The 20,013-nt window shown below is 69.0% G+C and carries 19 protein-coding genes; 8 read left to right on the top strand and 11 right to left on the bottom strand.

Annotated elements, in window-relative coordinates:
• Positions 1-72 precede the first annotated feature (72 nt).
• The 3 genes from GNT64_RS00275 (at position 73) to ybaK (ending at position 2,753) form a co-directional block, all read left to right on the top strand.
• Positions 73-1,029, top strand: a complete 957-nt coding sequence (locus GNT64_RS00275) for an alpha/beta hydrolase (RefSeq protein WP_231639156.1) — start codon at positions 73-75, stop codon at positions 1,027-1,029.
• Between the two features lie 71 nt (positions 1,030-1,100).
• Complete coding sequence (locus GNT64_RS00270) at positions 1,101-2,276, top strand: acetyl-CoA C-acetyltransferase (protein ID WP_156677714.1); 1,176 nt, start codon at positions 1,101-1,103, stop codon at positions 2,274-2,276.
• 3 nt (positions 2,277-2,279) lie between these two features.
• Positions 2,280-2,753, top strand: a complete 474-nt coding sequence (gene ybaK / locus GNT64_RS00265) for a Cys-tRNA(Pro) deacylase (protein WP_156677713.1) — start codon at positions 2,280-2,282, stop codon at positions 2,751-2,753.
• A gap of 21 nt (positions 2,754-2,774) precedes the next feature.
• Here the strand turns inward: ybaK and GNT64_RS00260 are convergent, their stop codons facing one another.
• From GNT64_RS00260 to GNT64_RS00220, 9 genes are all read right to left on the bottom strand, one after another.
• A complete protein-coding gene (locus GNT64_RS00260) occupies positions 2,775-3,065 on the bottom strand; it encodes a formate dehydrogenase subunit delta (protein ID WP_231639155.1) in 291 nt (96 codons plus the stop codon).
• 10 nt (positions 3,066-3,075) lie between these two features.
• On the bottom strand, positions 3,076-5,925 hold the full coding sequence (fdhF, locus tag GNT64_RS00255) for a formate dehydrogenase subunit alpha (RefSeq protein WP_156677711.1): 2,850 nt from the start codon (positions 5,923-5,925) through the stop codon (positions 3,076-3,078).
• A 5-nt stretch (positions 5,926-5,930) separates the two neighbouring features.
• On the bottom strand, positions 5,931-7,490 hold the full coding sequence (locus GNT64_RS00250; RefSeq protein WP_156677710.1) for an NADH-ubiquinone oxidoreductase-F iron-sulfur binding region domain-containing protein: 1,560 nt from the start codon (positions 7,488-7,490) through the stop codon (positions 5,931-5,933).
• Positions 7,487-7,957 carry a formate dehydrogenase subunit gamma gene (locus GNT64_RS00245; RefSeq protein WP_156681332.1) on the bottom strand — a complete coding sequence of 157 codons (471 nt, stop codon included), beginning with the start codon at positions 7,955-7,957 and terminating at the stop codon, positions 7,487-7,489. The genes GNT64_RS00250 and GNT64_RS00245 overlap by 4 nt, the downstream gene beginning before the upstream one ends.
• 91 nt (positions 7,958-8,048) lie before the next feature.
• Positions 8,049-8,924: a LysR family transcriptional regulator gene (locus GNT64_RS00240; protein WP_156677709.1), complete on the bottom strand. Its 876-nt coding sequence runs from the start codon at positions 8,922-8,924 to the stop codon at positions 8,049-8,051.
• 211 nt (positions 8,925-9,135) lie between these two features.
• A complete protein-coding gene (locus GNT64_RS00235) occupies positions 9,136-9,687 on the bottom strand; it encodes a carboxymuconolactone decarboxylase family protein (RefSeq protein ID WP_156677708.1) in 552 nt (183 codons plus the stop codon).
• Complete coding sequence (locus tag GNT64_RS00230; protein ID WP_156677707.1) at positions 9,687-10,793, bottom strand: cupin domain-containing protein; 1,107 nt, start codon at positions 10,791-10,793, stop codon at positions 9,687-9,689. Before GNT64_RS00230 ends, GNT64_RS00235 begins: the two co-directional genes overlap by 1 nt.
• Before the next feature lie 25 nt (positions 10,794-10,818).
• Positions 10,819-11,826: an ornithine cyclodeaminase family protein gene (locus tag GNT64_RS00225; protein WP_197277200.1), complete on the bottom strand. Its 1,008-nt coding sequence runs from the start codon at positions 11,824-11,826 to the stop codon at positions 10,819-10,821.
• On the bottom strand, positions 11,823-12,608 hold the full coding sequence (locus tag GNT64_RS00220) for a fumarylacetoacetate hydrolase family protein (protein WP_231639154.1): 786 nt from the start codon (positions 12,606-12,608) through the stop codon (positions 11,823-11,825). The genes GNT64_RS00225 and GNT64_RS00220 overlap by 4 nt, the downstream gene beginning before the upstream one ends.
• 314 nt (positions 12,609-12,922) lie before the next feature.
• Between GNT64_RS00220 and GNT64_RS00215 the strand changes: the two genes are divergently transcribed.
• Together GNT64_RS00215 and GNT64_RS00210 are read left to right on the top strand one after the other, a co-directional pair.
• A complete protein-coding gene (locus GNT64_RS00215) occupies positions 12,923-14,065 on the top strand; it encodes an LLM class flavin-dependent oxidoreductase (RefSeq protein ID WP_156677705.1) in 1,143 nt (380 codons plus the stop codon).
• Between the two features lie 73 nt (positions 14,066-14,138).
• Complete coding sequence (locus GNT64_RS00210; protein WP_156677704.1) at positions 14,139-15,713, top strand: carboxylesterase/lipase family protein; 1,575 nt, start codon at positions 14,139-14,141, stop codon at positions 15,711-15,713.
• Between the two features lie 69 nt (positions 15,714-15,782).
• Here the strand turns inward: GNT64_RS00210 and GNT64_RS00205 are convergent, their stop codons facing one another.
• Positions 15,783-16,358: a flavin reductase family protein gene (locus GNT64_RS00205; RefSeq protein ID WP_156681330.1), complete on the bottom strand. Its 576-nt coding sequence runs from the start codon at positions 16,356-16,358 to the stop codon at positions 15,783-15,785.
• Positions 16,359-16,492: 134 nt separating this feature from the next.
• Here GNT64_RS00205 and GNT64_RS00200 point away from each other — a divergent pair, with 134 nt between their 5' ends.
• Both GNT64_RS00200 and GNT64_RS00195 read left to right on the top strand, forming a co-directional pair.
• Positions 16,493-16,666 (top strand): hypothetical protein, encoded by a 174-nt coding sequence (locus GNT64_RS00200; RefSeq protein WP_156677703.1) that lies wholly within the window; start codon positions 16,493-16,495, stop codon positions 16,664-16,666.
• Between the two features lie 151 nt (positions 16,667-16,817).
• Positions 16,818-17,936 carry a cupin domain-containing protein gene (locus GNT64_RS00195; RefSeq protein ID WP_197277199.1) on the top strand — a complete coding sequence of 373 codons (1,119 nt, stop codon included), beginning with the start codon at positions 16,818-16,820 and terminating at the stop codon, positions 17,934-17,936.
• Positions 17,937-17,994: 58 nt separating this feature from the next.
• Here the strand turns inward: GNT64_RS00195 and GNT64_RS00190 are convergent, their stop codons facing one another.
• Positions 17,995-18,495 carry a MarR family winged helix-turn-helix transcriptional regulator gene (locus tag GNT64_RS00190; RefSeq protein ID WP_156677702.1) on the bottom strand — a complete coding sequence of 167 codons (501 nt, stop codon included), beginning with the start codon at positions 18,493-18,495 and terminating at the stop codon, positions 17,995-17,997.
• Between the two features lie 132 nt (positions 18,496-18,627).
• Between GNT64_RS00190 and GNT64_RS00185 the strand changes: the two genes are divergently transcribed.
• Positions 18,628-20,013, top strand: coding sequence for an LLM class flavin-dependent oxidoreductase (locus GNT64_RS00185; protein ID WP_156677701.1), 1,386 nt, complete (start codon positions 18,628-18,630; stop codon positions 20,011-20,013).

The following is a 20,013-nucleotide window of genomic DNA, read 5'->3' as shown; positions in this document are numbered from 1 at the left end:
CAACACAGGCCCCGCCCGCTGCCTTTGTTTATCGCCCTGCTGCGCAGCGAAACCGCAGCATCGCCGCAGCGGATGCGCGATGCCCTGGCCGGTCTGAGACGCTATCAGGAGGCCGAGCGCCCGCCGCGCCCGCCGGTGCGGCCGATCGCTGCGCAGGTGGGCCGCGCCGTGCTGCGCGACTACGGCGGCGCCGGGCCGCCTGTGGTGTTCGTGCCTTCGCTGATCAACCCGCCCGGCGTGCTGGACCTCGCCGAGGACAATTCGCTGCTCCGCTGGCTCGCCGGCCAGGGCGTACGGCCGCTGCTGCTGGAATGGGGCAGCCCCGTGCCGGACGAGCGCGATCTCTCGGTGGCGGGCCATGTCGAACGCTATCTGCTGCCGCTGATCGCGGCGCTCGGCGGGCGGCCCGCGCTGGCCGGCTACTGCCTGGGCGGCACGATGACGATCGCCGCCGCCGCGCGTGCGGACGTTTCCGCGCTGGTGACGATCGCGGCGCCCTGGCGCTTCGCCGGCTTCCCGGACGAGGCGCGCGCCAGCCTGAACGACCTGTGGCGCAGCGCCGAGCCCGCGGCCGAGCGGCTGGGCCTGATGCCGATGGAGGTGCTGCAGACGAGTTTCTGGCGGCTCGATCCCGCCCGCACGGTGGGCAAGTTCGAGCGGCTGGGGCGCGGCGCCATGGCCGAGGCCGCGATCCCCGGCTTCGTGGCGCTGGAGGATTGGGCCAATGACGGCCCGCCCCTGACCCTGGCGGCCGGGCGCGAGCTGCTGGTCGATCTGTTCACCGGCGATCGCACCGGGCGCGGCGAGTGGATCGTCGCGGGATCGCCGGTCGATCCCGCCCGCCTGACCTGCCCGGTGCTGGACGTGATCTCCACCAGCGACCGCATCGTGCCGGCCGCCAGCGCGCCGGGCATCGGCACGCCCCTCTCGCTCGGCCTCGGCCATGTCGGCATGATCGTCGGCGGGCGGGCGCGCACGCTGCTGTGGGAGCCGCTGGCGCAGTGGCTGCGCGCGGCGACGCGTGCGTGATATGGCGGCGGCGGCGGCGCCTTGCTAAGGAGCCGGCGGCCAAGCGCGCCACCATGCCGGGGAGAATCATCATGTCCGACGTCGTCATCACCGCCGCCAAGCGCACGCCGGTCGGCAGCTTCCTCGGCGCCTTCGCCAGCGTGCCGGCTCACGAGCTGGGCCGCGTCGCGATTGAGGCGGCGCTCGCCCAGGCGGGCGTCGCGGCGGCCGACGTGGACGAGGTGGTGCTCGGCCAGGTGCTCACCGCCGGCCAGGGGCAGAACCCGGCCCGGCAGGCGGCGATCAACGCCGGCATCCCGCAGGAGGCGACCGCCTTCGGCATTAATCAGGTCTGCGGCTCCGGCCTGCGCGCGGTGGCGCTGGCGGCGCAGGCGATCAAGACGGGCGACGCCGCCATCGTCGTCGCCGGCGGGCAGGAGAGCATGTCGATGGCGCAGCACGCCCAGGCGCTGCGCGCGGGGCAGAAGATGGGCGCCGTCAGCCTCGCCGATACGATGCTGAGCGACGGCCTGACCGATGCGTTCAACAATTACCACATGGGCATCACCGCCGAGAATCTGGCCGAACGCTATCAGGTGACGCGCGACGAGCAGGATCGCTTCGCCGTCGCCAGCCAGAACAAGGCCGAGGCCGCCCGCGCCGCCGGCCGCTTCCGCGACGAGATCGCGCCGGTGACGGTGAAGGGCCGCAAGGGCGACACGATCGTGGAGGCGGACGAATATATCCGCGAGGGCGCGACGATCGATGCGATGACGAAGCTGAAGCCCGCCTTCCGCAAGGACGGTTCGGTCACGGCCGCCAATGCCAGCGGCATCAACGACGGCGCCGCCGCCCTGGTGCTGATGTCGGCGGAGGAGGCCGCCCGCCGCGGCAGCCCGGTGCTGGCGACGGTGAAGTCCTGGGCCACCGCCGGCGTCGATCCGGCCTATATGGGCATCGGCCCGGTGCCGGCCAGCCGCAAGGCGCTGGAGAAGGCTGGCTGGACGATCGACGATCTCGATCTGATCGAAGCGAACGAGGCGTTCGCCGCGCAGGCGCTGTCCGTCGGCAAGGAGCTTGGCTGGGATGCGGAGAAGGTGAACGTCAACGGCGGCGCGATCGCGATCGGCCATCCGATCGGCGCGTCCGGCGCGCGCGTGCTGACGACGCTGATCTACGAGATGGGCAAGCGCGACGCCAAGAAGGGCCTCGTCACCCTGTGCATCGGCGGCGGCATGGGCATCGCCATGTGCATCGAGCGCGCCTGACAGATGGCGGGCGAGACGCCGGCGACGCGCGCCCTCGCCGCCGCCGGCATCGCCTTTTCGACGCATCGTTACGAGTATGATCCCGGCGCCGACAGCATCGGCCTCGCCGCCGCAGAGGCGCTGGGCGAACACCCCTCGCGCGTGCTGAAGACGCTGATGGTGCGGATCGACGGCAAGCCCGCCTGCGCGATCCTGGCCGCGGACCTGTCCCTCTCGATGAAGCGGCTGGCGGCGGCGGCGGGCGGCAAGTCCGCCGGGATGATGCCGCCGCCCGAGGCGGAGCGGCTGACCGGCTACAAGGTGGGCGGCATCAGCCCGATCGGCCAGAAGAAGCCGGTGCGCACCTTCCTTGACGCGGCCGCCGCGCGCGAGCCGTTCGTGTACGTGAACGGTGGCCAGCGCGGCCTGCAGCTCCGCCTGGACCCGGCGGACCTCGCCGCCGCCGCCGCCGCCGTGATCGCGCCGCTCGGCGCCTGAGCCCTCCGGTACGGACGCGGCTCAGCCGGCGTCGGAATGGCCGATCTCGCCGGCATGGTTGAACTCGGTCGCCGGCGTCTGCGGTGGCGGCGCGCCGCGCGAACGCAGCAGATGGAGGGCGGAGGCCGCCGCCGTCGTCAGCCACGAAGGCCGCTCTCCGTCGAGCAGGGCAAAGGCGAGCCGCTTCATCCGCGGATCCCAGAAGCTTGCGATATGGTCCGCCGTCGCGGTGATCGCGCGCTCGTGCCCCAGCGCCGCGAAATTGCGCGCGATCTGGTCGGCCATATAGGCCAGCCGCTGCTCGGTGGACATCACCGCCGCCTCACTCCGCCGCAAGCGGCCGTTCGACCCGGCGGCTGATCGCGGCCTGCGCCTCATAGCTCTGCTGCCAGTCGGACGGCCCGTTGGACGCCGATACCTGCACCGCCGTCACCTTATATTCCGGGCAATTGGTGGCCCAGTCGGAGAAATCGGTGGTGATGACGTTCGCCTGCGTCGTCGGGTGGTGGAACGTTGTGTAGACGACGCCCGGCGCCACCCGCTCCGTCACCAGCGCGCGCAGCGTCGTCTCGCCGGCCCGGCTGCGGAGCGTGACCCACTGGCCATCGTTGAGACCGCGATTCTCGGCATCGTGGGGGTGGATCTCCAGCCGGTCCTCGGGGTGCCACGCGACATTGTCGGTCCGCCGGGTCTGCGCGCCGACATTATAGTGGCTGAGGATACGGCCGGTGGTCAGCAGCAGCGGGAAGCGCGGGCCGGTCTTCTCGTCGGTCGGCACATAGTCGGTCACGACGAAATGGCCCTTGCCGCTGGCGAAGGCTTCGACGTGCATCGTCGGCGTGCCGTCCGGCGTCATCGCGTTCGCCGGCCATTGCAGCGACCCCTGCCGTTCGAGCGCGGCGTAGCTCACGCCGGCAAAGGTCGGCGTCAGCCGCGCCACCTCGTCCATGATCTCGGACGGATGGGCATAGTTCCACCCCAGCCCCATCGCGTTGGCGACCAGCTGGACGATCTCCCAGTCGGCATGGCCGTTGCGCGGTTCCATCACCTTGCGCACGCGCTGGATGCGCCGCTCGGCATTGGTGAAGGTGCCGTCCTTCTCCAGAAAGGTCGATCCGGGCAGGAAGACGTGGGCGTAGTTGGCCGTCTCGTTGAGGAACAGGTCCTGCACCACCACGCATTCCATCGCGGCGAGGCCGGCCGCGACATGCTGGGTGTTCGGATCGGACTGGAGGATGTCCTCGCCCTGCACGAACAGCGCCTTGAACGCGCCGTCGGTGGCGGCATCGAGCATGTTGGGGATGCGCAGGCCCGGCTCCGCATCGAGCGATACGCCCCACGCCTGCTCGAACAGGCCGCGCGTGGCATCGTCCGAGACATGGCGGTAGCCGGGAAACTCGTGCGGGAAGCTGCCCATGTCGCAGGCGCCCTGCACGTTGTTCTGCCCGCGCAGGGGGTTCACGCCCACGCCCTCGCGCCCGACATTGCCCGTCGCCATCGCCAGGTTGGCGATCGCCATGACGGTGGACGAGCCCTGCGAATGTTCGGTCACGCCGAGACCATAATAGATCGCAGCATTGCCGCCGGTGGCGTAGAGCCGCGCCGCCGCGCGCAGCGACCCGGCCGGCACGCGGGTGAGCGCCTCGGTCGCCTCGGGCGAGCGTTCGGGCTGCGAGACGAACGCCGCCCAATCGGCATATTCGTCCCAGTCGCAGCGCTGGCGGACATAATCCTCATCGGTAAGCCCCTCGGTCACGATCACATGCGCCATCGCCGTCAGCACCGCCACGTTGGTGCCGGGGCGCAGGGCGAGGTGATGGTCGGCCACCACATGCGGCGTCTTCACCAGATCGATGCGACGCGGATCGATCACGATCAGGCGCGCCCCCTGCCTGAGCCGCCGCTTCATCCGGCTGGCGAATACCGGATGGCCATCGGTCGGGTTCGCGCCGATCACCAGCATCACGTCGGCGAACTGCACGCTGTCGAAATCCTGCGTGCCGGCCGACGTTCCGAACGTCGTCTTCAGGCCGTAGCCGGTCGGCGAGTGGCAGACGCGCGCGCAGGTGTCGACATTGTTGTTGCCGAAGCCCTGCCGGATCAGCTTCTGCACGAGGAACGTCTCCTCGTTGGTGCAGCGGCTGGAGGTGATCCCGCCGACGCTGCGCGTGCCGTACCGGGCCTGTATCCGGCGGAACTCGGCCGCGACATGGCCGATCGCCGTCTCCCAGCTCACCTCCTGCCACGGCTGGTCCACGCTGGCGCGGATCATCGGGTTGAGCACGCGTTCCCTGTGGTTGGCATAGCCCCAGGCGAAGCGGCCCTTCACGCAGCTATGCCCGCGATTGGCCTTGCCGTCCTTCCACGGCACCATCCGCACCAGTTCCTCGCCCCGCATCTCGGCGCGGAAGGTGCAGCCGACGCCGCAATAGGCGCAGGTGGTGACGACGGCGCGGTCGGGGGTGCCAACCTCCACCACTTTCTTCTCGATCAGCGCCGATGTCGGGCATGCCTGCACGCACGCGCCGCAGGATACGCATTCGGAGGCGAGGAAGCCTTCGTCCTGGCTCGCCGCGATCACCGAATCGAAGCCCCGCCCCTGCACCGTCAGCGCGAAGGTGCCCTGCACCTCGTCGCACGCCCGCACGCAGCGCGAGCAGACGATGCACTTGGTCGGATCGAAATCGAAATAGGGGTTGGTCCGGTCCTTGTCCGCCGCGAGATGGCCGGCGCCGCCATAGCCGTAGCGCACGTCGCGCAGGCCCACCGCACCGGCCTGATCCTGCAACTCGCAGTCGCCGTTCGCCGGGCAGGTGAGGCAATCGAGCGGATGATCGGAGATATACAGCTCCATAACCCCGCGCCGCAGCTGCTTCAGCCGCTCGGTCTGCGTGCGCACCACCATGCCGGGCACCACCGGCGTGGTGCACGAGGCGGGGTAGCCCGCGCGGCCCTCCACCTCGATCAGGCAGAGGCGGCACGATCCGAACGCCTCCAGATTGTCGGACGCGCACAATTTGGGGATCGTCGTGCCCATCAGGGCGGCGGCGCGCATCACCGATGTACCTTCCGGCACCTCGACCGCCTGCCCGTCGATGGTTAGGCTCACCAGCGTCATCGCGGATACGGGCGCTGGCTTGGTGCCAAGGTCGATCTCGCCGATCCATGCCATACCGCTTACTCCGCCGCCTCGGCCGGCCGGGATGATACCGCACCCAGCCCGAAATCCTCGGGAAAATGATCGAGCGCGCTCAGCACCGGATAGGGCGTGAACCCGCCCAGCGCGCACAGCGAGCCATATTTCATCGTGTCGCACAGATCACGCAGCAGCCCGATCTCGTCGCCAACCGTCTTCGCCGCGCCCTTTGCGTTGCGGATCTGCGGCATCGCCTCCAGCCGGTCGCCACCGCGGCCTCCCGCCATGATCCGGTCGATCGTCTCCACCCCCCGGGTCGATCCGATGCGGCACGGCGTGCATTTGCCGCAGCTCTCCACCGCGCAGAACTCCATCGCGAAACGCGCCATCCGCGCCATGTCGACCGTATCGTCGAACACGGTGATGCCGGCATGGCCGATCAGTCCGCCGGCGGCGGCGAACGCCTCGTAATCGAACGGCAGGTGAAACATGGAAGGGGGGAAGTAGGCGCCGAGCGGCCCGCCCACCTGCACCGCGCGCACCGGCCGCCCGCTCTCCGTGCCGCCGCCGATGTCGTTGACCAGTTCGCCGAGCGTCACGCCGAAGCCGATCTCGTACAGCCCGCCGTTGCGCACGTTTCCGGCAAGCTGCACCGGCATCGTGCCGCGCGACCGCCCGAAGCCGACCGCCGCGTAGCGCCCGGCTCCCTCGGCCAGGATGAACGGCACCGCCGCCAGCGAGAGCACGTTGTTGATCACGGTTGGTTTGCCGAACAGACCGCTCACCGCCGGCAGCGGCGGCTTGGCCCGCACCTGCCCGCGCTTGCCCTCGATCGAATCGAGCAGCGCGGTCTCCTCGCCGCACACATAGGCGCCCGCCCCCTCCCGCACCTCCAGCGCGAACGGGGCGATCCGGTGCGCGGCGCGGCGGATCGCCTCCTCCATCACCCGGATCGCGAACGGATATTCGGAGCGGATGTAGACATAGCCATGGGTCGCGCCCACCGCATGCGCCGCGATCGCCATGCCCTCGATCAGGCAGTAGGGGTCGCCCTCCATCAGCATCCGATCGGCGAAGGTGCCGCTGTCGCCCTCGTCGGCGTTGCAGACGATGAACTTCTCGTCGGCCGCCGCCGACAGCACCGTCTGCCACTTGATCCCCGTCGGGAAGCCGGCGCCGCCGCGCCCGCGCAGGCCCGATGCCTTCACCACATCGACGACCTGCTGGGGCGGCAGGGCGCGCGCGGCATCCAGCCCCGCCCAGCCGCCATGCGCGGCATAATCGTCAAGGCTGAGCGGATCGACGAGACCGCAGCGCGAGAAGGTGAATCGCTGCTGGCTCGCGAAGAACGGCAGGGCCGCCACGTCGCCGAGCCGGTTGGGATGACTGCCGTCGAGCACCGCCGCGACGTCTTCCGGCGCGACCGGCCCGAAGCCGATGCGCCCCTCCGCCGTCTGCACCTCGACCAGCGGCTCGATGCGGAACAGCCCCCGGCTGCCGGTCCGCACCACCTCGGCCCCCGCGCGCGCCAGGGCGGCCGCGACCGCATCGGCGCCGAGCGCCACCGACGCCATGTCGCCCGAAACGAAGACGCGCGTCATGCCCCCACCTCGGCGGCGATGCGCTCCACCCCATCGACATCGATCCGCGAGACGGGCCGCCCGTCCACCAGCGCGTTCGGCCCGGTCGCGCACAGGCCGAGGCAGTAGATCGCCTCCAGCGTCACCTGACCGTCCGCCCGCGTCGCGCCCATCGCCACGCCCAGCCGGTGCGCCGCCGCCCGCTCGATCGCGGCCCCGCCGCGCGCCTGGCACGCCTCGGCTCGGCACAGCTTCACCACGTGGGCGCCGGCCGGCCGACGCCGGAAATCATGATAGAAGCTGACGACGCCGTGCACCTCGGCCCGGCTGAGGTTCAACGCGCTCGCGACGTGCGGCACCGCCTCGTCCGGCACATGGCCGATCTCGCGCTGGATCGCGTGCAGCAGCGGCAGCAACGCGCCGCGCCGCCCGTCGAGCCGGGCCGCCTGCCGCGTCACCACCTCCCCGATGGGCTCCTGTCCGATCATGTCCTCGCAGTGCCGTTCATCTGTCGGAATATCGGGCGCGGCGGTCGTCGCGGTCAAATCGATTGAGACGATAAGTGATAGGCTCCGTCTATCAGCCTGTCCGCATCCTCTCGGCCGTCACCAGCGCGGCCGACGCGAGCGGGCCGAGTGGCGCCCGTTCCGACACGACCAGCCCGATCGGGCTTGGCGGCATCGGCTCGTCGAACGGGATCGCGCGGGCCCATGGCGACAGCAGCGGCACATAGCTGTCCGGCATGATCGTGGCGCAATAGCCCGCGCCGACCAGCGCCAGCAGGGCGACATAGCTGTCGGCGGTGGCGCAGGGATGCGCCGAGAGCCCGCGTTCCGCCAGCCACGCATCCAGGATGCGCCGGTTCTGCATGCCCTGGTGGAGCAGGCACAGCCGCTGCGCCATGGCCTCCGCCCAGCCGATGCTGGCTGGCACGCGCCCGTCGTCGCGCGTCACGAAGTGCATCCGCTCCTCGTACAGCGGCACGGCGATGACATGGGGCGGCGGCTCGTGCGCGGTATAGGTGACGCCCGCATCCAGCTCGAACGCGGCGAGGCCATGCGCGATCTCCCGCGAGGTGCAGGAGCGGATCGACAGCTTCACCGCCGGATGCAGCCGCGCAAGCGCCCGCGCGAACTCGCCGGCGACCGGCAGCGCGGCGGGGATCGACCCGAGCCGCAGCTCGCCGCGCAGCGCGCCCTTCGTCTCACTGGCGGCGGCGCTCAGCCCGCGACAGGCGGCGATCACCTGTTGCGCCCACGGCAGCACGGCCTCGCCCGCCGCCGTCAGCCCGATGAAGCGCCGCTCCCGATCGACCAGCCGCTTGCCCAGCTCCTCCTCCAGCGCCACGAGGCCAGCCGACAGGGTCGGCTGCGATACGTGGCACGCCTCCGCCGCGCGCGCGAAATGCCGCTCGCGCGCGAGAGCCACCAGATATTCGAGAAGGCGTAGCTGCATGGTCAACAGCTATCATCATTGGCCCGACACGCTAAGACGGGCTGACGAAGCCGGCTGAAGCCCCGAAGGGCGGCAGCGTTCTCGCCCGCGAGATACGAACGCTCTCAGCTGGCGCATGGAACGACCGACGATCCATCCGCTTTTCGCATGGCCAGCGCGACCGAGGACGAAACGATCGTGCTGTTCCGTGTCGAACCCCGAACGCCCGCGTTCAGGCGCCCGTATCGTCCGCGAAGATCGACGGCACCGGCAGCTGCATGTCCAGCACCTTGCCGACCATGCATATCGAGGCGAAGCGGCTCGCCTGGAACAGCGCGGCCATCGCCTGCGCCTCGCCCTGCTCCGCCGCCAGCCGGCCGAGCGCATCGCGCGCCTGTTCGGGTCGGCTGCCGGCGATCGCCAGCGCCAGGTCGCGCGCGGCCCGCTGCGCGGAGGTGAGCGCGGCATGGGACGGTCGGCCGACGAGCAGCGCCACCCAGTCCTTCGCGAAGCCGAGCTTCAGCGACAGCCGCTCATGCTGGATACGCTCATAGGCGAAATCCAGCTGCGCACAGACGGTGAGCGCGATCGTCTCGTTGAGGTCGTCCGGCAAGGCGGCCTTCAGCGTACCGCTATACTTCATGAAGCCGGTGAGCACGTCCGGCACATGCCCGCCATATTGGAAGAAAGCGCCGAAATAACCGAGCCGGTCGACCGTGGGTTGCAGCGTCGCGCGCAGCGCCGGATCGATCTGCTCCAGCGAGAGGGGGCGAATGTCGGCCATCAGCTGTTGACCAGATCGGCGATGTTGGTCTGGAAGCCGATCTGCGTTCCAAGATTCTTGATCGGATCCTTCATCGTCTCCTGCCAGATCAGCGATTCCTGCGCGATCATCAGCGGGTGATCCTGAATGGTGAGCGAGTAGAAGCCGTCAGGGCCGGAGGCGTGATTGTGCACCGACCAGCCCGGCGCCGACAGCATCAGATCGCCCGCCTTCCACGTGAGCTTCTGCCCGTCGACGGTGCTGCGGCCCGATCCGCCGAACCAGTAGTTGATCGCCGCCGAACTGTGGCGGTGGGGGCGATCGACGACGTTGCCGGGGTAGGAGGCGATCGACGCGAAGAAGCTGTGAGTGGTGCCGTTGCGCCGCTCGGTCGCGGGATTGTAGAGGATGTAAAGCCGGCGGCCGGTATAGCCGTCGCCGATCGCACGGACCGCCTTCAGCCTCGGCTCGACGACCTCCCACGGCCAGTGCAGCGCCGCGTTGGTGACGGTGTCCGGATCGACCAGATGCTCGTAGGGCATCAGGAAGGCGCCGCCGCCGATCGGCACCACGGGCGCGCTGTCCTTGGCGCGCGGACCGTCCGGGATCGCGGCCTCGGCGGCGGCGAACCACCGTTCCGAACTGTCCTCGTCGGTCGCCTGCTCGGCATAGTGGACGAGTTGCTTCTCCAGCATCGGCTGGTTCGAGAAGATCAGACGCGCCTGGATGTCGTCGCCGTCATTCTCGTAGATGACGGGGTGCATCGACGGCACGTTCCACACGTCGTGCGCGGTGAAGTCGATCGTGGCGCCGCCGATCCGGGCACGTCCCGTGCCGCGGATGCAGGTGCCCACGGCATTGCTGTTCGCGCGGCGCACCAGCGCGTGCTCGCCGGGGTTCAACACCTCGATGCGCGCGTCGATGCCGGGCGCCAGACCCAGGCCCGGCGCCTTGGCCAGCGGGTGGACGAGATTGGTCGAGCGAACGCCGTTGGCCGGTTTCGGCGCGTTGGCGAGACGCTCGACCTCGGCCTCGATCTCCTCTCGGGTGATGACGATCGACGGCCAGACCTCCGGCGCTTCGGGTGCCTTGCCGCTGACGTCGACGAATTGGGCTCGCGCTTCCATGGCTGATGCTCCTGCTGATCTGTCGCTAGGCGCCGGCCGCGCGCCACCTGGGCGCGGCCCGAACCGGCTGATCGATGGCGAGCCCGATGTCGGCGTCGCGCGCGCGCTCATAGGCCATGATCGCGACGGACAGGTCGGACAGGCCCATGCCGGTCGGCTTGAAGAAGGTGAACCGCGTGTCGTCCGGCGCATCGGCGCCGTCGCGGATCACCGTGCCGAGCGTGCGCACCTGCGACCAGGCGCCCGGATCGGTGCCGAAATGCTCGCGCAGTTCGCGAGACGAGGATTGCGCGTTGCCGATGCTGTCGACCACGAAGCGGCCGCTACGCGCCAGCACGTCGGGCTTGCACTCGGCATTGGCGGGCAGGATCGCGCCTGCCGCGATGATGAGCGCGCCGGGCGCCAGCATGTCCGCCTCGAGAAACGGCTCGACCGTGCGGGTGATGAGCGTGACGATCGGCGCGCCCGCGACCGCCTCCTCCAGCGTGCCGCAGTCCGCCACCTCGAAGCCGAAGGCCGCACGCGCCTTCCCGACGAAGGCGGCGCGCTTGTCCGGCGTGCGGCTGAAGACGCGCAGGCGCTTCAGCGGCCGCACGGCGGCGATCGCGGCGATCTGGGTGAGCGCCTGCGCGCCGGTGCCGACCAGGGCGACCTCGTCGGCGTCCGGCGACGACAGCAGGTCCGCGCCGAGGCCGGACACCGCCGAGGTGCGGATCTGCCCCAGCGTCGCCGCCTCCAGCACCGAGAGCAGGCGGCCGTTGGCGAGATCGAACAGCGAGAAGATGGCGGTGGCGCCGCCGGTGGTGTGCGCCCAGGTCTTGTAGCCGCCGTAGCCGCGTCGCGGCATCATCGAGCCCAGCGCATGCAGCGCGCCACCGGGGAACGTGCCGAGCGCCTTGTCGATCGCCTTGGCGGCGCCGTCCGCCTCCTCGGCCAGACCCACGCGCAGCGCCTCCAGCGCGTCGTTCACCTCGACCAGCGCGGCGACCTGCGCCTCGGTCAGCCACAGCAGCGGCGGCGAGGCCCCGCTCACGCGGCCACCCCGCCGGCGATGCCGGTCTCGTCGGCGACGCGATTGCGCAGCAGGCCGACGCCGGGAATATCCACCTCGAACAGATCGCCGGGCTTCAGCCAGACCTTCGGATCGCGGAGAAAGCCGACACCGTCGGGCGTGCCGGTGGAGATCACGTCGCCGGGGAGCAGGACGGTGAAGCTGCTGATATAGGCGATGAGCGCCGGGATGTCGAAGACGAGGGCGGATACGCTCTCGTCCTGCACGACCTCCCCGTTCAGCCGGCTCGTCAGCCGCAGCGCGGCGGGATCGGGCACCTCGTCGGCGGTGGTCAGCCAGGGGCCGAAGGCGCCGCTCATGAGGAAGTTCTTGCCGGGCGTGGCCTGCCGCGAATGCATCTGGAAATCGCGCACGGAGTTTTCGGCGAAGCAGCTGTAGCCGGCGACATGCTCCATCGCCCGTTCCGCCGGCACCCGCCACGCGGTGCGGCCGATCACTACCGCGAGCTCGCCTTCATAGTCGAACTCGGTGGATATCGACGGCGCGATCACCGGCTGCTCATGCCCCACCTGGCTGGAGTTGAAGCGCATGAACAGCGAGGGGTGCGTCGGCAGCGGCGTGCCCGTCTCGGTCAGATGTCCGCGATAGTTGAGGCCGACGCAGAAGATCTTGTCCGCATCGTGGATGGGCGGGAGAAACTCGACCTGCGCATGATCGACCCGTTCGCCTGTCGACGATCGCAGCGCGTCCAGCCTATCGGCGGCGAGCAGGGCGCGCAGGCTGTCGCCATGCTCGATGGGCAAGAGGACGAGCTCATCCCCTTCGGCGCGCGCCAGCCAGCGCTTTCCCTCATGACGGCATGTTGCCAGGCGCATACGATCCTCACCCCCGTACCTTTGTTCGGTCCTGTATGCCGGCCGAACCGCCGGATGTAGGTCGCTCGGCGCAATTCACTGTTTCCGTTCTGGAACACCCTCTTCAGCTGTATGGCAGTTTCCACGGCTTCGTCGTTGAACGTCATTCTTTCCGTTCTGGAATACCAGTTCTGCCTCGCATGCGTTGCTTGCCGCCCGCTCCCTGCTGCACTGTCGCCGCTACGATAATGCGAGAGGACCGGATGAAAAGCTGGAAGGACGATCCCAGGGCGGAGACCAACCCACTCTTCAACGACAACAGGTTGAAGCTGGGCCTGTTCGGCCTGAACGGCATCGGGATCAGCATGACGAGCGTGCCCGAGGCGCCGAACGCGCGCTGGCCGGAATCGGTCGCCACCTCCCGGATCGCCGACGAGGCCGGGTTCGAAGCCAACGTGCCCTACGCGCGCTGGCGCGGCTTCATCGAGGAGCAGCCCGGGCACCGATCGGGGCTCGCCATGGATTGCTACACCTGGGCGGCGGCGACGACGCAGGTGACGAGCCGCAGCGGCGTGTTCACCACATCGCACGTGCCTACGGTGCACCCTCTTGTCGCCGCCAAGCAGTGCGCGACGATCGACCTGATCTCGGGCGGGCGCTTCGGCCTGAACGTGGTCGCCGGCTGGAACAAGCCGGAACTCGACATGTTCGGCGCGGCCATGCGCGATCATCACGATCGCTACGACCAGGCCGCCGAGTGGATCGACATCCTGCGCCGCCTGTGGACCGAGGATGAGGCGTTCGATTTCGATGGCGCTTACTATTCGATCAAGCGCGGCATCAGCTTGCCGAAGCCGATGCAGAAGCCGTTCCCGCCGATCATGAACGCCGGCGGCTCCGAACGCGGGCGGCATTTCGCGGCCAAATATGCGGACATGGCGTTCGTGATCGTGAAGTCGGAGGATCCCGAGCAGATCCGCGCCGAGGTCGACCTCTACCGCCGCACCGCGCGCGAGGACTATGGCCGCGACCTGCAGGTGTGGACCTTCGCCTACGTGGTGCAGGGCGAGACCGAGCAGGAAGCGCGCGACTATCTCCATTATTACGCCGTCGAACATGGCGACGATCGCGCGCTGGACGGCTGGATGGAGCTGCAGGGCATGCACACCCAGCTCATGCCGAAAAACGTGATGGAAGACCTCCGCTTCCGCTTCAAGGCGGGCAACGGCGGGTTCGAGCTGGTCGGCACCGCCGACCGGATCGCCGAGCGGCTGAAGCTGCTCTCGTCGGCCGGTATCGACGGCGTGCTGCTCGGCTGGGTCGGCTTCGAGGACGGCATCCGCCGCTTCGTGGACCGGACGCTGCCGTTGCTGGTGCAGGACGGACTGCGGCGGATGCCGGCCTGAGGCCGGAGCCGTCGCGGAACCCGCTTCTTTGGTTTGAGCAGGCCCGGCAAACGACCGGGCCGAAGGAGAGGCCATGATCGAGCGCACCATCGTCGCCCAGGGTGAGATCGCCGGCGTGACGACGGAGACCGGAACCGCCTTCCTCGGCATACCCTATGCCGCGCCGCCGGTCGGCCCGTTGCGCTGGAAGCCGCCGCAGCCGGCGGCGTCGTGGAGCGGCACCTTCACGGCGGACAGCTTCTCCGGCGTCGCGCATCAGCCGCTGCCGGCCGACAATTCGCTCTACCATCCCGGCACCCCGCCGCAGAGCGAGGACTGCCTGACGCTGAACGTCTGGACCGACGCGGCGGACGCCGGCGAGAAGCGGCCGGTGATGGTGTGGTTCCACCTGGGCGCCTTCATCTTCGGATCGTCGGCAGGCACGGCGGGGCCGGGCGGCGGACATGTGTTCGACGGTGCGCGGCTGGCCGCGCGCGGCGCGGTGGTCGTCACCGTCAACTACCGGCTCGGCCGCTTCGGCTTCCTCGCGCATCCCTGGCTGTCGGCTGAGAGCGCGCACGGCGCGTCGGGCAATTACGGCTTCATGGATCAGGTCGCCGCGCTGCAATGGGTGCGGGACAATATCGCGGCCTTCGGCGGGGATGCCGGCAACGTGACGATCGTCGGCCTGTCGGCGGGCTCCGCCAGCTGCTCGCTGCACATGGCCTCGCCGCTGTCGAAGGGGCTGTTCCACCGCGTGATCGCCAGCAGCGGCGGCTTTCTCGGCCCCCGCGCGACGGCAAGCAGCGGCCTGTTCGATCGCCTGCTGACGCTGGAAGCGGCCGAACGGCGTGGCATGCAGGTCAGCGACGCGCTCGGCGTAACGGATCTCGCAGCCCTGCGCGCCCTGCCGGTGGAGGCGATCCTGTCTGCGCCGATCCCGAACGAGCCGGGGCCGTGGGTGATGGAGGCTCTGGGCGGCGCGCTGGGCGAAGGCGCAGCCGATACGATGTACCCGATCGTCGATGGCCATGCCCTGCCCGACACGCCCGGCGCGATCATCGCCGCCGGTCGCCACAATGACGTGCCGTTGCTGACCGGATCGGCGCTGGACGATGCCAGCGGCCTGCCGTCGATCAACGACCTGTCCGCCTTCCGCGGCTATGTGGCCGCCGACATGGGCGAGAATGGCGACGCGGCGCTGCAGGCCTATTCCGCTTCGGACGACGCATCCGCCGCGATCGCCAGCGGCGATCTCATCGCCGATCGGGTGTTCGGCTGGCAGAACTGGACATGGGCCAGGCTGGCGCACGATCACGGCACCGCTCCCGTCTATTATTATGAATGGGCGCAGCCGCAGCCGATCCCCGAGGGCCGCTATATCGAGCGGCGGCTCGGCGCGGTGCATGGGGCCGAGATGCCGCATCTGTTCGGCACGTTCGACGCCTATGGCTGGAACTGGACCGACGCGGACCGGGCGCTTGGCGACATCGTCGCGCGCTACTGGATCAACTTCGCGCGGGATGCCGATCCGAACGGCGACGGCCTGCCATCCTGGCCGCAGTTCGAGGGCGCGGCGGGGCCGGCCATGCAGATGCGGCACAAGCCCCTTGCGACGCCGCCGGGCCGGACCGGACGGTTCGCGGTGCTCGACCGCTACTACGCCTGACGCCTGACGCCCGCGCGATCGGGGCGGCGACACGCGCCGCCCGGGTCTCGCGGGCGTCGCCGCCGTGGATCAGGCCGGGCGCGGCATCTCGAACGCGGCATCCCCAGTGATCTCGAAATAGGTGCCGGTGCCGCCACCGCGCGTGATCGGAACGGCCTTGGTCGTCTGGTACACGCCGTCGACGATCAGGTCGCGCGCGATGTGGATGCCGACCACCTGCCCCATCACAAGGTTCGAGATCGTCGGTCCGCCATTCTCGTCGACGAGCTTGATGATCTGGGTGACGCGACATTCCAGGCAGACCGGGCTCTCGGCGACGCGCGGCGCGTCGACGATGCGGCACGGCGCGGGCGTGAGGCCGGCCAGCTCGAACTCGTCGACGTCCCGCGGGACGACCGAGGAGGACATGTTCATCGCGTGGGCAAGTTGCCGCGTGGCGAGGTTCCACGCGAACACGCCCGTTTCCCGCGCGTTGAGGACGCTGTCCTTCTCGCCGTTCGAACAGAATCCGATCAGGGGCGGCTTGTAGTTGAACATGTTGAAGAAACTGAACGGCGCCAGATTGCGGACACCATCCGCCGACCGGGTCGAGACCCAGCCGATCGGGCGTGGCGCGATCATGGCGGGCATCGGATCGTGCGCCATTCCATGCCCCAGATGCGGCTCGTAGAAATGATCGTCGTCACGCACCCGCTTGTCTCCGTGCCCGAAAGTAACCCTGCCGATATCGCACCGATATCGTGCCCGCCCAGCATAGACGGACGATCGACACTTCGAAAATGACGCGCATGTCGGATCGCGTGAAAACCCTGTTCCAATCGGGAAAGATCATCCTGCCCGGCGACGACAGCAAATCTTCTTCCGATTGGACCTGTCGCGACGAGGGAGCGGTAGGTCGCAGCGTCGATCTATCTCCGAAGCGCCGGCTGGCCGAGCACAAGCACGCGGCTTGAGGCGCGACGTCGGGCAAGCCGGCCACCGCCCCTCCTCCCGGCGGACCTGCACGAACGCCTGCTTGACCACGCCGGGCGCCTCACTTACATTCACGGGAGTATCTAAGTTCGCCGGCGCGGGTGGCGGACGGACAGGCATGGACGGGACAGGATGATGGGCGACGCAAGCCAAGAGGCGACATTCCGGGATGCGAGCGGCCTGCCCCGGCCCGAGGAGCCAAGGAGCTGGAAGCCGCTGCTGATCCCGCGCGAGCGGATCGAGGAGGAGATCGCCCGCCTGTCCTGCCTGGCGGTTCCGGCGGGCGGGCGGCGCGCCGCCGACATCATCCATCCGCAGGCGACCGAGCCCGGCCTCGGCGTGGCGCCGGGCCTCGGCATCTCGATCAACGTGCTGCGTCCTGGCGAGAGCGTCGTCCTGCCACGCGACAACGCCAACCGCGTCGAGTTCGCGATCGGCGGCACCGGCCACGCGCTGATCGGCGAACAGAAGCTGCCGATCGCGCGGTGGAGCGTCTGGACGTGCCCGACGATGATCCGCCGCCAGTACCGCAACGATGGCGACGACGTCATGGCCTGGCTCAGCTACTCGAACGTCCCCGTGCTGGAGAAGCTGGGCATCCATTATTCCGACGCAGCCGAATCGCGGCCCCCGTTCACCAGCGTGAACGGCGTGTCTGGCGAGGTGCGGTTCAGGCGTTCCACCGCGCCCGACCACGCGATCCTGGAAGACGGCGCGCGCTTCCGTGGCTACGAGTTCCTGACCGACATCGAGGTGGTCGAGAACAAGGCGCTGGTCTGGCCGTTCGCCGAGACCGAGCCTTACCTGACCACGGTCGAGGGCGACGGCAAGCGCACGATCATGCTGCTGTACAATCCGGCGACCGGCCGTCGGAACGGCACCACGCACAGCTTCTTCGCGACCCTGGCGTCATGGGCGCCGGGCGTGGAGCGCCTGCCCCCGGCGCGTGGGCACAAGCATACGTCGACCGCCTGCAACTATCATTTCCGGGGCAGCGGGATGAGCATCGTCGATGGCCAGCGCTACGATTGGCGCGCGGGCGACCTGATGCTGTCGGCACCGGCATGGTCGGAGCACGCCCATGGCGCGGGCGAGGAGGGATCGACGGTGCTGACCATCCAGGATCACCCGTTCCAGATCGGCATGGAATCGCTGATCTGGCAGGAGAAGATGGACGGCCCGATCCTGACGCTGGGCGCCGAGGCGGGCCAGACCGGCTATGTCGGCCCGCGACTGGAAGGCGTGGACTGAACGCGCTGGCGGATACCGATCCGATCGGCCGATCCGCCCTGAAGATACCGCCGTCCGCTCATTGTGAGGCGGCGGCCCGGCCACGGGCGAGTTCGTCCGTCAGATCGGCCAGCCCCAGCGAGAGCTTGCGAAGCAGCGCGATCAGCGACGCGTGATCGCTCTCGCCCATGATGCCGATCATCCGGGCGATATGATCCTCGGCGATCGGCTGCAATTCCCCGAGCAGCGCCTCGCCCTTGCCGGTCAGGAACAGGGCCATGGCGGGGCGACCGGCCCGGCTGATCCGCTCGCGCCGCACGATCCCGTCGGCCACGAACCCGGCGATGATCGGCGACATGGATGACTTGTCGCGGAAGTTGGTGCTGCCGAGTTCCACCTGCGTGACGCCGGGATTCTGCCGGATCAGCGACAGGATGATGTAGCGGGCGTTGCGCGCGCGGCCGCCCACCATAGTCAGGAACGTCTGCAGGCACAGGCCGTCCGCGATGCTGAGATAGTAAGCGACCGACCTGTCGACGTCGCCCAGATCGAGCGGCTCTGCTTTCCCGGCTTTGGCCATGGCCCTCCCTTCGCATCCCCAACCGGCTTAACGAAGGCAGCCTATCCGGCAACACCAACATTCCCGATCGAGAGTTTGATGCCAAACTCAAGGATCGTATGCTGCGCCCTACCAAAAGCGGGAGAGGATCGCATGGCCAAGCAGATCATGACCAACGCCTTTTACATGGCGACGCCGGCACAGTCGTGGGCCGGCCTGTGGGCGCACCCGAATGCCAACGGGCAGCATTACAACGATCTGGAGTTCTGGACGGACCTGGCCAAAACCGCCGAGCGTGGGCTGATCGACGGCATCTTCCTGGCCGACGGCCTCGGCGCGAACGACGTCTACGAAGGTCGCCCGGATGCGGTGATGCGTTCCGGCACGATGTTCCCGATCAACGATCCCATGCTGCTGATCCCGGCGATGGCGGCGGTGACGCGGCATCTCTGCTTCGGCGTCACGGCCAACACCATCTACGAGCCGCCCTATCTGCTCGCCCGGCGCTTCTCCACGCTCGATCATCTCACCAAGGGCCGGGTAAGCTGGAACATCGTCACCGGCATCCTCGAATCGGTGGCGGCCGCGATGGGTCGCGAGCCGGTGCCCCACGATCGCCGCTACGACATGGCGGACGAGTATATGGACCTCGTCTACAAGCTCTGGGAAGGCAGCTGGGAGGACGATGCCGTCCTGCGCGACAAGCAGGCGCGCATCTTCACCGATCCGGCCAAGGTCCACCGCATCCACCATGCCGGCGAGACCTACGCGTGCGACGCCATCCACCCGTGTGAGCCATCGCTGCAGCGGACGCCGTTCCTCTACTCGGCCGGCGCCTCGGGCAAGGGCATCGCCTTCGCCGGCAAGCACGCCGAGGCCGCATTTCTCTCCTCCAGCGACATGGCGTTCGCCAGGCACGTCACCGACGGCTACCGGAAGGCGGCGGTCGCGGCCGGCCGCGCGCCCGACAGCGTCAAGGTGTTCAACGCCGCCACGGTGATCGTCGCGCCGACCGAAGCCGAAGCGCGCGACCTGGAACGCCAGTATGAGGAGTATAGCGATACGCCTGGCAACCTGGCGATGGTCTCCTCCTGGATCGGCATCGATCTGTCCAAATATGACCCGGACGAGTCGATCGAGCATGTCGAGGGCAACGCGATCCAGTCGATCCTGGATGCGATGACCAAGTTCAACAAGGGTGAGAAGGTGCGCGTGCGCGATCTCGGCCGCTTCGCCGGCATTCCCGGACGCGAGGCGTTCATCGTCGGGTCGACGGCTTCGGTGTGCGACACGATCGTGAAGTGGGTCGACGAAACCGGCATAGACGGCTTCAACCTGGTCCGCACGGTCGATCCGCAGAACCTGACCGCCTTCGTCGATCTCGTCGTGCCGGAGTTGCAGGATCGGGGTTATTACAAGACCGAATATGCGCCCGGCACGATGCGCGAGAAGTTCTCGGGCGCCGGCGCGCGGCTGGCGCCCGATCATTACGGCGCGCGCTTCAAGGTGAATGCAAGTACGGCGGCGCCCGCCGCCTGA

It is taken from the genome of Sphingomonas profundi (assembly GCF_009739515.1).
Taxonomy (GTDB): Bacteria; Pseudomonadota; Alphaproteobacteria; order Sphingomonadales; family Sphingomonadaceae; genus Alterirhizorhabdus; species Alterirhizorhabdus profundi.
This window is presented reverse-complemented; position numbering and strand designations above follow the sequence as displayed.